At 44.0% G+C, this 13,970-nt stretch carries 14 protein-coding genes; 8 read left to right on the top strand and 6 right to left on the bottom strand.

Annotated features, from left to right (window positions below):
• The coding region (locus AC1U9U_RS05055) for an acyl-CoA dehydratase activase (RefSeq protein WP_479959464.1) at positions 1 to 927 on the top strand (927 nt) is incomplete at its 5' end.
• On the opposite strand, the gene AC1U9U_RS05050 is transcribed toward AC1U9U_RS05055, so the two are convergent.
• Entirely contained in the window at positions 911 to 1,306 is a 396-nt protein-coding gene (locus tag AC1U9U_RS05050; RefSeq protein WP_479959463.1) for a hypothetical protein, read from the bottom strand. The two genes, AC1U9U_RS05055 and AC1U9U_RS05050, sit on opposite strands and share 17 nt — an antisense overlap.
• 304 nt (positions 1,307 to 1,610) lie before the next feature.
• Here AC1U9U_RS05050 and AC1U9U_RS05045 point away from each other — a divergent pair, with 304 nt between their 5' ends.
• The 7 genes from AC1U9U_RS05045 (at position 1,611) to scpB (ending at position 9,291) form a co-directional block, all read left to right on the top strand.
• Positions 1,611 to 2,993 carry an LCP family protein gene (locus AC1U9U_RS05045; RefSeq protein ID WP_479959462.1) on the top strand — a complete coding sequence of 461 codons (1,383 nt, stop codon included), beginning with the start codon at positions 1,611 to 1,613 and terminating at the stop codon, positions 2,991 to 2,993.
• 80 nt (positions 2,994 to 3,073) lie between these two features.
• Positions 3,074 to 3,415, top strand: a complete 342-nt coding sequence (locus AC1U9U_RS05040) for a hypothetical protein (RefSeq protein ID WP_479959461.1) — start codon at positions 3,074 to 3,076, stop codon at positions 3,413 to 3,415.
• A 144-nt stretch (positions 3,416 to 3,559) separates the two neighbouring features.
• Complete coding sequence (locus tag AC1U9U_RS05035; RefSeq protein ID WP_479959460.1) at positions 3,560 to 6,205, top strand: CBS domain-containing protein; 2,646 nt, start codon at positions 3,560 to 3,562, stop codon at positions 6,203 to 6,205.
• A complete protein-coding gene (locus AC1U9U_RS05030; protein ID WP_479959459.1) occupies positions 6,177 to 6,821 on the top strand; it encodes a site-2 protease family protein in 645 nt (214 codons plus the stop codon). Before AC1U9U_RS05035 ends, AC1U9U_RS05030 begins: the two co-directional genes overlap by 29 nt.
• Before the next feature lie 116 nt (positions 6,822 to 6,937).
• Positions 6,938 to 7,918 carry a tryptophan--tRNA ligase gene (gene trpS / locus AC1U9U_RS05025; protein ID WP_479959458.1) on the top strand — a complete coding sequence of 327 codons (981 nt, stop codon included), beginning with the start codon at positions 6,938 to 6,940 and terminating at the stop codon, positions 7,916 to 7,918.
• Complete coding sequence (locus tag AC1U9U_RS05020; protein ID WP_479959457.1) at positions 7,915 to 8,700, top strand: segregation and condensation protein A; 786 nt, start codon at positions 7,915 to 7,917, stop codon at positions 8,698 to 8,700. Before trpS ends, AC1U9U_RS05020 begins: the two co-directional genes overlap by 4 nt.
• A 3-nt stretch (positions 8,701 to 8,703) precedes the next feature.
• Positions 8,704 to 9,291, top strand: coding sequence for an SMC-Scp complex subunit ScpB (gene scpB / locus AC1U9U_RS05015; RefSeq protein WP_479959456.1), 588 nt, complete (start codon positions 8,704 to 8,706; stop codon positions 9,289 to 9,291).
• Positions 9,292 to 9,435: 144 nt separating this feature from the next.
• Here the strand turns inward: scpB and AC1U9U_RS05010 are convergent, their stop codons facing one another.
• From AC1U9U_RS05010 to AC1U9U_RS04990, 5 genes are all read right to left on the bottom strand, one after another.
• Positions 9,436 to 9,921, bottom strand: a complete 486-nt coding sequence (locus tag AC1U9U_RS05010; protein WP_479959455.1) for a hypothetical protein — start codon at positions 9,919 to 9,921, stop codon at positions 9,436 to 9,438.
• 85 nt (positions 9,922 to 10,006) lie between these two features.
• On the bottom strand, positions 10,007 to 11,191 hold the full coding sequence (locus tag AC1U9U_RS05005) for a glycosyltransferase family 4 protein (RefSeq protein WP_479959454.1): 1,185 nt from the start codon (positions 11,189 to 11,191) through the stop codon (positions 10,007 to 10,009).
• A gap of 116 nt (positions 11,192 to 11,307) precedes the next feature.
• The gene (locus AC1U9U_RS05000; RefSeq protein ID WP_479959453.1) at positions 11,308 to 12,303 is read right to left on the bottom strand and encodes a polysaccharide biosynthesis protein; all 996 of its coding nucleotides are present in this window, start codon (positions 12,301 to 12,303) and stop codon (positions 11,308 to 11,310) included.
• A gap of 5 nt (positions 12,304 to 12,308) precedes the next feature.
• Complete coding sequence (locus AC1U9U_RS04995; protein WP_479959452.1) at positions 12,309 to 12,947, bottom strand: DUF1796 family putative cysteine peptidase; 639 nt, start codon at positions 12,945 to 12,947, stop codon at positions 12,309 to 12,311.
• Positions 12,898 to 13,872 carry an NAD-dependent epimerase/dehydratase family protein gene (locus tag AC1U9U_RS04990; protein ID WP_479959451.1) on the bottom strand — a complete coding sequence of 325 codons (975 nt, stop codon included), beginning with the start codon at positions 13,870 to 13,872 and terminating at the stop codon, positions 12,898 to 12,900. Before AC1U9U_RS04990 ends, AC1U9U_RS04995 begins: the two co-directional genes overlap by 50 nt.
• Positions 13,873 to 13,970: the final 98 nt, after the last annotated feature.

The following is a 13,970-nucleotide window of genomic DNA, read 5'->3' as shown; positions in this document are numbered from 1 at the left end:
GAGTCCATGTATTTACGAACTCAGGGTCGACCAATGCAGACCATTCAAGAGGGAGTTGGTGATCTTCGTGCCCGGATTGGCTCCTCGGCCGAAATTCTTGGTGTCGGTACCACCGGAAGTGCCCGCCAGCTAGCGGCAACCCTTTTGGGAGCGGATGTAGTAAAAAATGAAATCACGGCTCATGCCGTAGCAGCTTCGCGGATGAAGTCTGATGTCCAAACAATTTTGGAAATCGGCGGGCAGGACTCGAAAATTATAATCCTGCGTAACGGTGTAGTGGTGGATTTTGCCATGAATACGGTATGTGCAGCCGGTACGGGTTCGTTTTTAGATCAGCAGGCTTCCCGCCTCGGGATTCCTATCGAGGATTTTGGACCAATAGCCCTGCAGGCTCAACATCCCGTAAGGATTGCAGGACGCTGTTCGGTTTTTGCTGAGTCCGATATGATTCATAAGCAGCAATTAGGTCATCCCCTATCGGATATCTTAGCTGGGCTGTGTCAGGCGATGGTACGCAACTACCTTAATAATGTAGGAAAGAATAAGGAAATCCTTGGGCCGATCTTTTTTCAAGGTGGTGTAGCTGCCAACCCAGGTATCCGGAAGGCCTTCGAAGAGGAATTAGGGCAAGAAGTAATCGTACCGGAACATTTTTCTGTTATGGGGGCTTTAGGAGCAGCCTATCTGGCTCAAGAACGTTTCCTCAGTAAAAAAGGAATGACTACCAAATTCCGCGGCCTGAAAATGGCGGAAAGCCATTTCAAAGCCCGCAGTTTTGATTGCAAAGGTTGTAGCAATCACTGTGAAGTAGTAGAAATCAGACAAGAGGAAAAAGTACTGACCCGCTGGGGGGATCGCTGCGGCAAATGGTCGGTGGGTGACCTTGCACCTGCAGAAGAAATGGAGAGTGTTAGCGCTTCGATCTAATGAATAAAAGATCTAGGACGACCAGAATAAGAATGGCGATCAGAATGGTCTCCAGGCCTTTAGTTGGTACGATAACCGTTGGCTCTTGCCAACCATAGGGATTGCCACTGCCAATAGCGTAATATTGCGGTTGGGGATAAGATTGACAATAAGGGCAGGGGTATTGGGCATATGGATACACAGCTTGATTCCTATAAGTTTGGCTTGGATAATTATAGGACTGACTTGGGTAATTATAAGGGTATACAGACCCGGCCCCATAGCCTACAGAGTTAGGAGCTGGGTAGTTATACTGACTGGGGTAAGTGGGGTAGTAGGTGTTAAAGTTGGTGTACACATTGCCATAAGATTCCCTGTGATTGAAGAGTGTGGAGTACATAGGCTACCTCCATTTCTGGCGTATTTGGGGTCAGCCATACTGACATAAGATTTGGGCTTGTGCTAGAGAATCGGCACAAGCTCTTTAATTTGAGAGATGGTTCCTTATCAAGGAATAGGCGAAATAAAAGAAGGTTGTTTATGTGGTATTATATTCCATTCAGAATATTTTGCTACCCTAAAACGATTTCAGGGGTTGGCTGCAATGTCTGTGACGTCAAAAAAATTATCTTCGTATAGTATAAAGATTAAGAATTTGTTCGATGCTATGGTAGGAAGTTTTATGGAAATGGAGTGAAATTAAGATGACAAAAAAGAAAATTCAGGCGCAGTTACTTCACTTCATTCGGGAATATGGCTTTAATGCCGTATTGGGTTTTGGCTTGGGGATAGCGATAGTCTTTGGGGTCTTCATGGTTTATGGAAAGCAGGACAATTTTAGCTTAGAGGCTGGAGATGGAGGCATCGCTCAAGCAGCCCGCGAGCAGATTGTTAGTCAAGAGCGTATAGATACGAAAATTGGTGAAGTAGCGGCGGATTCCGGGGAAAATTTTGCGGAAGGCTTTGCAGCTGAGTTCCCAAGCGAATACGATTTGATGGATAATTTTACGGTATTATTGATCGGAATGGATAATCGCCCAGGAGAGACTATCAGCAATACAGATACCCTTATGGTGGCAAGCCTTGACCGTAAGAATAAGAAAATGGTCTTACTTTCGATACCCCGGGATACGCAAGTGTTCCTTCAAGGGAGAAAGGAAAAAATAAATGCGATAGCACGTTTGGGAAAAGGGGCCACCTCCACCCAACAGTATATTCAAGAATTGCTGGGGACCCCCATTGATGGCTATGTCCTGACTAATTTTCAAGGATTCAAGAACATTGTCGATAGTCTAGGCGGAATTACCGTCAATGTGGAAAAGGATATGTATTATGATACGGGAGACGACCTAGATCGGTACATTGATTTGAAAAAAGGCAGCCAGCGTTTAAACGGTGGTCAGGCTTTGCAATACGCACGCTTTCGTAATGATGAGTTAGCGGATATTACCCGGGTTTCCCGCCAACAAGAAGTAATTAAGGCTATCGTAGCGGAAGCGTCGACTCCCCGGAATCTGCCGAAGCTTCCGATTATCATACCTAAGGTTTATCAAGCTATCGAAACCAATCTAAATTTAGGCCAGGTTTGGTCACTGGCAATGGCCTTCAAAAATAAAGAAACCTATGAGGTTGTAAATCAAACCCTTCCCGGTCAATTTTATGATGAAGAAGGAATCAGCTATTGGCTAATAAACCCGAAGGAGTCCAAAAAAATTCTTAGCCTACTTTTTCAAGGCCATACTAAACCTATTTTTGAGAACATCAAAAAAGTGGAAGCTCCGACGAAAAAATCGGTAACCCCTCCGGTTGAAAAAGTCCCGAATTTACCGGAGAAAGAGCCGAACAAAAAGGAGAATACGCAAACTGTCAAGGAAGATACACCTATAACCCTAGAGATTTTAACTACGGTTTCCAATGAGGATGCAAAAGAAAAGGCTGAGGCAGGGGAGAAAACTCCGGACCCTAAAAAGAAAAGTGAAACATCGGAAAACTTAAAAGGCCCTACGGAAAATAGGGAAGAAAAAGTCGGGAAAAAAAGTAAGGAAGAGATAAAGAAAGAAGAAATAACCTTTGAAGTCCTCGAATAGCACCTTGTCATTTCTTGTAAACGAAGGTATAATATTTGAGGCATTCCTAGATACTTAGGAGTAAAGATGGAGGTTATTTGATGGATAAGTTGTTTGAGAAGTTGAAAGAGTATTTACATATGGATACAGAAATCCCCTTTGATGAATTCTCAGCCTATTACAAGAGTCTGATTGAGTGTTTAAATACTACTTTTGAGGAGATGGATCAAGACACTCGTTTAAAAGCCCGCTATGCCTGCTCGATCGTTCAGGCTAACGCTGAATCACGGGAAAAGCATGAAAAGAAGAATGCCAAAGCCTATAAAAAGATCAATGCCAAAACTGCATTCTGGATGAATGCCATTAATTATCGTCTGGTAAAAGAAGGAATGACCCAAGCAGAGATTGATCAAGCAATTGAAGCTATTAATGATAGTATTTAATACTTAACCAAGGAAAAGCACTTCGGCAGCGAGGTGCTTTTCCTTTGGCCATGACTTCAGCTCTATTTCTTGCTGGAGTCCCTGTGGAAATGATATAATTATTTTTAATCTTTCATATTTAAGTAAAACATAAGGAAGTTAACTATGATAGTTATTCTTACCCATCGGCAAATGGATTTTGACGCTCTGGCCTCAATGGTGGCTGCCCAAAAACTTTATCCCAATAGCATTATGGTCGTAGACGGAAAATCCAACCCCTATGTACAGGATTTTATCGCCTTGGCCAAAGACCGGTTGCCTTTTAAAAAACCCAATGAACTCGATTGGAGTTTGGTGGAAAAGGTTGTTTTGGTGGACACCCATAACTTGCAACGAGCGGCCGGTGTAAAGGGCGAAGAGGAACTGGGTCACATACCTCTGGAGATCTACGATCATCACCCTTATAACGGTACTCTTAAAGAAGGTATGCATGTGGAGAGTATTGGTTCCTGCACCACCATAATTATCGAGAAGCTAAAAAAGCGGAATATCCGGCTTAGTCCTTTTGAGGCAACCCTTTTTGCTTTAGGAATCTATGACGATACCGGAAGTTTGATATTTGAGAGTACAACGGTTCGTGATGTTAAAGCAGTTGCTTATTTGCTGGAGAAGGGGGCAAATTTAGGGGTAGTGGCCCAGTATCTGCGCAAGCCCCTTATCGAAGAGCAGAAGGAAGTCTTGCAGCAATTGCTGGATCATGGGGAAACAGAAGTATATCATGGACAACCTATCTATATCTCCTGGGCTGTCAGTGAAGATTATGTCGGCGGGTTAGCCCTATTAGCTCATCGGGTTGGAGAAATGGAAGGGGCCGAAACCTTATTCCTGGTGGTCCAAATGGAGAATCGGGTTTATCTGGTGGCGCGCTCCCGGGGCAGAGGGTTAGAGGTTAACCGTATTGCTCAGATCTTTGGCGGGGCGGGTCATACTCGTGCTGCTTCGGCAACCATCAAAAACGCTTCTGTAGAAAATATTTTGACTCGTCTTAGGGGGGAATTGGCTAATAAGGTTTTTCGGACTAATCGGGTCAAAGATATTATGAGTTATCCGGTGAAGACCGTTCCTCCGGAGATGCGGCTTCGGGAAGTTGAACAGATTCTGCTTAAATATGGACACACAGGAGTGCCTGTGGCCCAAGCTAATAAATTGGTAGGAATTATTTCACGGCGGGATGTGGACAAGGCTTTGAAACACGGTTTGGAGCACGCACCGGTAAAAGGCTTTATGACCAAAGATGTTGTGGTAGTAGATGCCAATGCCAGTTGGGAAGATGTACAGAAAACTATGGTTCAACATGATATTGGCAGGGTACCGGTTCTTGAAGATGGTAAATTGGTGGGAATCGTTTCCCGATCCGATATTTTAAGGATAGTGCATGGCAGTGCGGTTCCTACGGAAATGACCTTGACCCGTGATCGTAGTCTGGCCATGCGCGAGGACATTTTACTATTATTGGAGGAGCTGCCTGAACGGATTCGCTATCTTCTTAATGCCGCCCAGCAAGTTGGCGATGAGCTGGGTTATGCGGTGTTTGTGGTAGGGGGATTTGTCCGGGACCTTCTGCTTAAGGTAGCCACTCAAGACCTTGATTTTGTCATCGAGGGGAATGGACATGTTTTTGCTAAGGCTCTAGGGAAGCGGCTCCAAGAAGGTGAATTGATACTTCACGATCAATTTGGAACAGCACGGCTGGAATTTTCTGATGGTACCCACGTAGATATAGCACGCTCGCGCCGTGAAGACTATGCCTTTCCTGGGGCTTTGCCCCAAGTGGAGGAATCCCGTCTACGGGATGATATGTATCGACGGGATTTTACCATTAATGCCATGGCTATCGCTATTAATGCCGGTCGTTATGGAGAATTGGTGGATTACTATGGGGGGTTAAGGGATCTTAAACAAGGAGAAATCCGCTTTTTGCATAATTTAAGCTTTATTGAGGATCCTACCCGTATCCTGAGGGCCTTGCGCTTTGCCGGCCGCTATGGTTTTCGGCTGGCCAAAGAGACTGAAGAAGGTATTTATACGGCCTTGGAAGCGGGGGTGCTCAAGAAATTAAGCAGTGAACGCTTCACGGAGGAAATCATGCATATGCTTACCGAGACAAACTTCGGGGCAATGGGATTGTCTCTGCAGCGAACCGGGGTCATTGAAGAATGGTTTAAACGTGAACTGCCTTGGGATTTTGCGCATCCTCTTTTAAATTCGGAGGTTTCACCGGAAAAGAAATGGCTTATTTGTGTTCGCAAACTGGACAGGACCCAGATTGATTTAGTACTGGATAAACTTCGTTTATCTAAAGAGCTCAAAGCCTTAACCCTGAAGTTTTTTGAGGTTTTTGACAAGCTCTCCTCCTTAGATGTTTCCGATGACCATGTTGGGGATTTTTCATATGTCAATAAAAGACTCCCTTTAGGAATATTGGATCAGTATTTACGGGATCTCCCGGCAGTGATCCTGGAGGTCTTAAGTTTAGAGAAATCTTTCCGGTATCCGATCGAAAAATATCTGGAGGCCTGCAAAAACATAAATCAGACTGTGGACGGGATAGCTTTACTCCAACTTGGTGTTAAGGAAGGACCGGAGATTGGCAGAATTCTCAAAGCTGTTCGCTTTGCCTGGTTAGATGGAGCAATAAGCGACGAGGAAGAAGAAAAGGAGTATATTCTGAAGATTCTACAGGATAATCTTGTTAAATCGACCGACCTAAGGGGGAAAACAAGTGTTCAATCTAACCGCGATCATTGCTAACATACCGGCGTTACTGGTTGGCTTTGCTTTTCACGAGTACGCTCACGCTTGGGTGGCCGACCGTTTAGGAGATCCCACTCCGCGTAGTCAGGGCCGTTTAACTTTAAATCCTTTGGTTCATCTGGACTTTTTTGGAGCACTGATGGCAGTACTCTACCAATTCGGTTGGGCTAAGCCCGTTCAAACTCATCCTCACTATTTTAAAGGTAATAAAGAACGGGGCAGGATATTAGTCTCCATAGCCGGCCCCTTTGCCAATCTCATTGTTGCCTTTATCGCTATGCTGCTTTGGGTGATCAGTTTGGCAATTGTGAATGATCCTTCCTGGTCGGGGATATTCTCACTAATTTTCAGGTCTATGGTTATACTCAATTTAGGGCTAGGTATCTTTAATTTGCTGCCGATTCCACCCTTGGATGGGTTTTCCTTGCTCAGAGGGGTGGTGCCCAGTCGGTACGGCAAAGTTCTTAACACCCTGGAGACTTATGGCATGTTTATTTTGGTAATAATACTATTTACGAACATTTTAGGTGTGATACTTGGACCGGCTGTATCAGGCCTCTATGGATTTTACAGGGATGCGGCGCTGTTTCTGCTTTCTCCTTTTGTGGGGTAAACAGATAAGATTCTTGGTCTAGGGTCTCAATCCTTGCGGTTTCAATAGTGTAGGGAACGATACCCGTATCGTTCCGAATCACAAAAAATAATCGATCTTTGGAAGGAGTCTTAAAAGTGAAGGGAAGAATTTTTAGTGGAATGCGACCCACAGGGAGCTTGCATATTGGACATCTGAGTGTTATCCAGAACTGGGTGAATCTCCAATCAGAATATGAAAGCTATTTTGGTATCGTTGATCAACATGCCTTGACCACAGGCTATGAGGATCGTTTGGACTTTGCTGGTTTAGTTCGAGAAATTGCCCTGGATTGGCTTAGTGTAGGGATCGACCCGGAAAAATCGGCAGTTTTTGTTCAGTCCCATGTCCAGGAACATGCAGAACTGCATCTACTCTTATCGATGATTACGCCACTTTCTTGGCTGGAGCGGGTTCCTACCTACAAGGATCAGCTCCAGCAATTAGGGAAAGAAGGGGGAAAAGATCTTTCTACCTATGGTTTTCTCGGCTATCCCCTTTTAATGGCTGCGGATATTTTAGTATATAAGGCAGATACAGTGCCCGTAGGCGAAGACCAAATCCCTCATGTGGAGCTTTGCCGGGAAATCGCCAGACGTTTCAATTATATCTATGGTTCGGTTTTCCCCGAGCCTAAAGCTTTGATTGGCAAAGTGCCCCTTTTACCCGGTGTAGATGGTCGTAAAATGAGCAAAAGCTATAATAATACTATTTCTTTGACGGCTTCCACTGATGAGATCAAAGCCAAAGTACAGCAAATGGTTACCGATCCGGCCCGTTTACGCAAGGATGATCCCGGTCATCCGGAAGTTTGCGTAGTCTATAAATTCCATCAGATCTATACTCCCGAGGTGGCCGAAGTAGAGGAAAACTGTCGGGGTGGAAAAATCGGGTGTGTGGCTTGCAAACGCCATCTGGCGGAGAATTTGGATAAGCTTTTAAGTCCTTTCCGGGAGCGCCGCGCCGTTTGGGAAGAGCCCGGTAAAGTTGAAAAAGTCCTAGAGCAAGGTGCTGAACGGGCAAGGCTGATCACTCGTGAAACAATGAAGGAAGTTCGGCGGATGATGGGGCTTATATGAATAACGGTGCCTCACTAAGGCCGAGTATGAACACTGTCCCCTATGTGGAACTGCCGGTTTTTCAAGGTCCGATGGATCTTCTTCTCCATCTGATTCAGCAGGAGAAGGTGGATATCTATGATATTCCCATCGCTAAGATAACCGATCAGTTCCTTGAGGCGATTCGCCGGATGGAAGCTCTGGATATGGAAGTAACCAGTGAGTTTTTAGTCCTGGCCGCCCAGCTTTTACAGATTAAATCCCGTTATTTGCTGCCCAAACCGGCTAAGGATACGGTAGATATAGAGGAAGAAGACCCGCGGCAAGAGTTAGTGGAGCGCCTCCTTGCTTATCGGGCCTTTAAACAGGCAGCGGAAGCTTTAGGTGAGCTGCAGATATCTTCGGGGCAGCGTTATTTCCGCGAGGTAGATGTAGAGGAGATTCGTAATCAGTTTCCGGCAGAAGACCCTTTAGAAGGGGTCCAATTCGAAGCTTTATGGCATGCCTTTCAACGGATTATTGAGCGGGCGGAGCAGGGGGAAGAAATCCGGACGGTAGAGCCGGACGAAATTCCCATTGAAGTGATGGTAACGGATGTGCTGCGCCGTGTAATTCTTCATCCTAAGGGTCTACGTTTTAGTCAGCTGATCCGGGGAACTAAACGCATGGAAGTTATTGTATCTTTTTTAGCGTTATTGGAGTTATTGAAGTCCGGAAAGGTTCACTGTGAACAAAGTTTTCCGAATGAAGATATTTTTGTCTTTCCTACGGAAAAGGCTTGGGAGTTTACTGAAGGGGAGTAGATGATGCTGTTTCGTGAAAAAGAAGTTGCCGGAGTCGAAGCATTATTATTTGTGGCCGACAAGCCCTTGACTAAAGAGCGTTTAGCAGAAATCCTTCAGTTAAGCAGCGAGGAGATCGGGGAAATTCTTTATGACCTGCGGGAGCGGTATTCGACGGCCGGCAGTGGGGTTACCTTAATCGAAGTTAATGGCGGATATAAAATAGGGACCAAACCGGAGATGTCCTCCTTTATCGAAGCTCTCTATCATCAACCTGCCCAAGGGCTATCCGGAGCGGCTTTGGAGGTGCTGGCGATTATTGCCTATAAACAGCCGGTTACCAGGGGAGAAGTGGACTTTATCCGGGGGGTTCAATCGGACCGGGCGTTAGCTACTTTAGTAGAAAAAGGTCTGGTAAAGGAAGTTGGTCGTAAAGAAGGCCCGGGCCGCCCTATTCTGTACGGGACTACGGAGCAATTTCTACTGCACTTTGGTCTTAAGTCCATTGAAGAATTGCCTGATTTAAACTTTGAGAGCATGCAAGAAGTTGCTTTAGCAGAAGGTTTAAGTGAAGAACTAATTGAAGAACTAACCAAAGATAAGGATGAGTGATAAAATTCCCTCTTTACTTGCGCGTTTGGTAAAATGGCTCCTTCTCCTAATGATGTTTGCTTATATTTTAGCAAGCCCGCTATCCTTTTTAGCGGGCTTTTTTTCTAATCCTAAGGAGATGGTTGCTCTGCACTTAATTGTAAACTATCCCAATTGAAGAATAGTACCAGGAAGTTGATAATCCTTAGGCAAATTGGCTTTGATTCGCTTCCAAACCTGATCATCAACCAAGAGACTGGGATGCCTAGACGCTGAAGGAAACAGGTTGCAGTAGAAATCGGCTGTCATCGGCAGAAGAACATCGATAGACTGAGGATTAGGAATAACGTATTCATTAGGAAGGCATGTAAAGATTTTGCGCCAGATATGAAAGTTATTAAATTGAGTGTCTAATATAATATATTGGTAGCCGTCAGGACTTTCATTTAATTCTATAGCTACCTCTGGTTCAGCATCGACCTCCGGTTCAGCATCGACCTCCGGTTCAGCATCGACCTCCGGTTCAGCATCGACCACCGGTTCAGCATCGACCACCGGTTCAGCATCGACCACCGGTTCAGCATCGACCTCCGGTTCAGCATCGACCTCTGGTTCTACGCTAACCATTAATGGTTCTTTGCTGTCGTCCATATGAATCACCTTTTTTATACGACACCGGAAATATATAAATACCCGTGTTAACATTTTTATAAACCTGGTCCAGATGATTATGAGGCTAATCATTAAGACTTTGCCTCCTTTCCGTAATAGCTTTTTGATAAACTTCTACGGTATGGTTTACCATGTTGTCTAGTGACCAATGAGACAACCCCCAATCCTTAGCTGCAGAACCAAGTGTAATTCGAAGAGATTGGCTTTTCAGCAACTTATTTAAATTGGCACATAAACACTCTATATTTCCTACAGGTGTCAATAAACCTGTAACTTTGTGTTGGATCATTTCAGGCAATCCTCCTGCGTCACTGGCGATAATCGCTTTTCCGGCAAGTTGAGCTTCAATAATTGATAAAGGCTGGTTCTCAATAATGCTCGGAAGTACGAAAATGTCAGCTTGTGCCAATAAACCTGGGATATCATCTCGATTTCCTAAAAATATAACATCTTCTTCCAGTCCCAGGACCTTACACTGGAGGCGAAGTTCCGCTAGCTTATCTCCCTCTCCGGCAATCCAGCAAATCCAATCTTGACGTTCTGCCTTTAGTCGCCCGAGTGCATCAAGAAGATGATCCACGCCTTTAATTTGAACTAACCGGCCTGAATACATGATTACTTTCTTATTAGCAGGACGTTTAATCTCAGAGTTCTTCTTCATTAGCTGGAAAAACTCCCCAGTGTCGTAGCCATAATGAAGCACTTCGATTTTCTCATTGGGAACATGGAATTCGTCGGTTAGTATTTTTTTCATCCATTGATTATTGAGAATGACGTATTCTGCTGATGATGCGCCGTTATACTCCAATTGGTCAAAATATCTTCTAGCCATATAAGAGGTCGGAGACTTGTGAATGGTCTCTAACTGAAGCCTTATCTCGTGTGCAACAGATCCATGAATGGAGGCGACAAGGGCTGCTTTTGGTGGCCTAATTCGGTGGATGCTTCCGGTGGAAATAACATCTTGCGTATGAATGACGTCATAGGATTCCAAACCGAAATAGGCGGTTGACAATTCAAAAAGATAACGACGGAATTCCGTATACTCTATAAGCTTATTCATATAGATTGTAGGGAAATCAGATTCATTTAGCATTGATTTAAGAACTGGCAGTAACTTATCCGTATTAAGTTGCTGCTTTTTATTAACCAAGTGCACAAAACTTCCGACTTCATCGCCATAGCCAAGTAAATCCACCTCATGATTTAATGATTCCAGCTTTTTTTTAGTTGTAACATATGCGGCCATACGCCTCCCAAATGAGGGACATGCCAGTAGGTTGCAAGCAGAATTTTCATTTGTTCATCTCCTTTTTTTATGTAAGACAGATGCTTGGGGACATCTGCCATCGAATTACTCTTTAATTAAAATTTTTGAGACAGGAAACCCTCGTCAGACAGTATTTGTTTAATTTCTGCTTTGTTGTTGAGGAGGTTCCTAGAAAAATAGGATTCCATTTTTACGGACGGACAAGAAGCATAAGCCTGCTTTAATGCCGGTATATTAGTCGACGGGAGTACCACCAAGTACCGATCGTTCAAAACCACCGAATTGTCGCGTTCGATTGATGAGAGAAAAACCTCGTCGAGTTTTTCTCCCGGTCTAATTCCAGTTTCGACAATTTCCGTATCTGCCGTACCATAAGTCTCGATCAATACTTCAGCCAAATCCAGTATCTTCCATTGTGACATCACCAAAATGAACGTTTCTCCACCCTTTCCTTCCTTAGCCGCAGTTAGTAAAAGTTCGGCTGCCGATTTCGGGGTCATAAAGAACCGGATCATCTTTTTGTCAGTAATACTGATTTTACGTTTTTCTTTTAACTGCTCAATAAATATATTAAGGACACTGCCGTTGGAACCGAGAATATTACCTCCTCGTACGTTAATGAACTTCGTCTCTTCGTTTTGTAGATTCGCGTATACGATAAGCTTTTCGCCAATCGCTTTAGTCATTCCATAAAAGTTGACCGGATCTGCTGCCTTGTCAGTGGAGACGTTTATAACCTTTTTTACACGATTTGCAATCGCAGCTTCGATCACATTTTGTGTTCCAATTACGTTCGTTTTCCAAGCCTCTAACGGCTGTTCTTCGCAGACGGGTACGTGCTTCAGCGCGGCAAGGTGAAAAATGTAATTTACCCCTTCACACGCTTTAGTCAAGGCGTTAAGATCCCGGACGTCACCTATAGAAAAAATCAATCTTGGGTCATTGATTTCCCGATTCATTTTTACTTGGCTGGCTTCGTTACGTGAAAAGATGATAATTTTTTGCGGATTATGAAGTAATAATTCCTTTACCAACTCTTGTCCCCATGAGCCTGCTCCCCCGGTAACTAAAATGATTGAGTTTACGAACACAATATTCACTCCTTATTGCTAATATCAATGTCCTTAAGCATTTTTGTCCAGAAGTGATCATTCGCGGTAAACTTATTTTCGGCAGGAAGTTGAATTACGCACACTTTTTCCAAAGACCAATCGTCTTCAACCAACCCTTGAACATCCGTATGATTAACAAGAAGCACTCGAAAATCATTCCTGACTAAACCCGACAGCACCTTTTCAAGCTCTCTAGCTTCTCCCGGATTACCTTCTGTCCGAACAAAAAGCATACGTTGACAAGAGGCTGTTTTCTCTAGAAAACGATGAATACGGCGATCAAATTTTTCTTTTACTTCCGCATAACTGCCTAAGTGAGATAATGAATTTTTCCCTATTTCAAAATCGTGATTGGACACCATATGGTAGGCGTCGTCTGATACACATATATTTTTTTCTCCGGCATAACCGATAATCCGTAAATTAGGAAGGTCCATAAACCCAATAAAACGGTTCTTTAAAAGACGATTAACATCGGACAACGCGGGAGAAGCCATCCAATCCAAAACCCCTGAGTAAGGTCTGAGGTTATTCTTTTCCAGTTGTATAGAGCCGAGGCAAAGATCCCCTAGACTATAAATGGCATCGTACGTTCCTTTCAAATCTTGTAGTCGCAATATCACTATCTCCTTTTATTTTATTTTTTGAATAGGCATAGGTGGTGGCTAAACCGTCTGGTAAGTCTATTAGTGGCTGCCACTGCAACAGTTCATATGCTTTTCTGTTATCTAGGCAACTGTGTTTTACATCTCCTTGATTGGCTGGAGTGTGAATGATTTCGAACGCCGATCCATGAATTCGGGACAACATAGAGACTAATTGGTTTACTGAAGTCTTTCCGGATGAGCTGACCTGGATTATTTCTTGATCTCCCCGCTCAACTGCAGCCTGAATTGCCCGAACCACATCTTTCACATATACAAAATCACGTGTTTGTGCGCCATCACCGTGAATGTTAAGTGGTTTTTTTGCATGGATTTGATCCAAAAAAACAGCTACGACTCCACCTTCCCCTTTGGCTATTTGCCCTGGGCCATAGACATTGCTGAAACGGAGGATGGTGTAGGAAATTCCATAAAGTTGATGGAAAAGAAGAATATATGACTCGGCGGCGCATTTAGATAAACCATAATAGGAGATTGGTGCCACTGGATCTTCTTCTGAAATGAGTTCCTTATGCAGGTCTCCATACACAGCTGAAGTAGAAGTGAAGATCAGTTTTCTAACCTTGGCGTCCCGGCAAGCCTCAAGAAGGTTGATTGTTCCGCAAATATTCACTTCGGCATCATAGTACGGATCCTGAAGAGATTTCTGGACATCCGTCTGAGCAGCCAAGTGAAAGACAACATCGGGTTTTTCACGTATAATAACCGCCTTGGCATCTCTACTACGTATATCCATATGGTGGAATACCACAAGCGGGTGAGAGATACATGACTGTCCTGATACCAAATTGTCTATTATAGAAACTTCAATACCTTGGCAAGCAAGAGATTCTACAAGATGGGAGCCAATGAAGCCAGCTCCTCCAGTCACGAGGACTTTCATATTCATTCTCCTTTTATATTTTGTGTATCCTATGCATATTAGCGGTGTTAGGTGAATAGAGTTCTGGTGCAAATAAACTCTTGTGTATGCGCCACGCA

The sequence above is a fragment of the Desulfitobacterium sp. genome, assembly GCF_982384815.1.
This window is presented reverse-complemented; position numbering and strand designations above follow the sequence as displayed.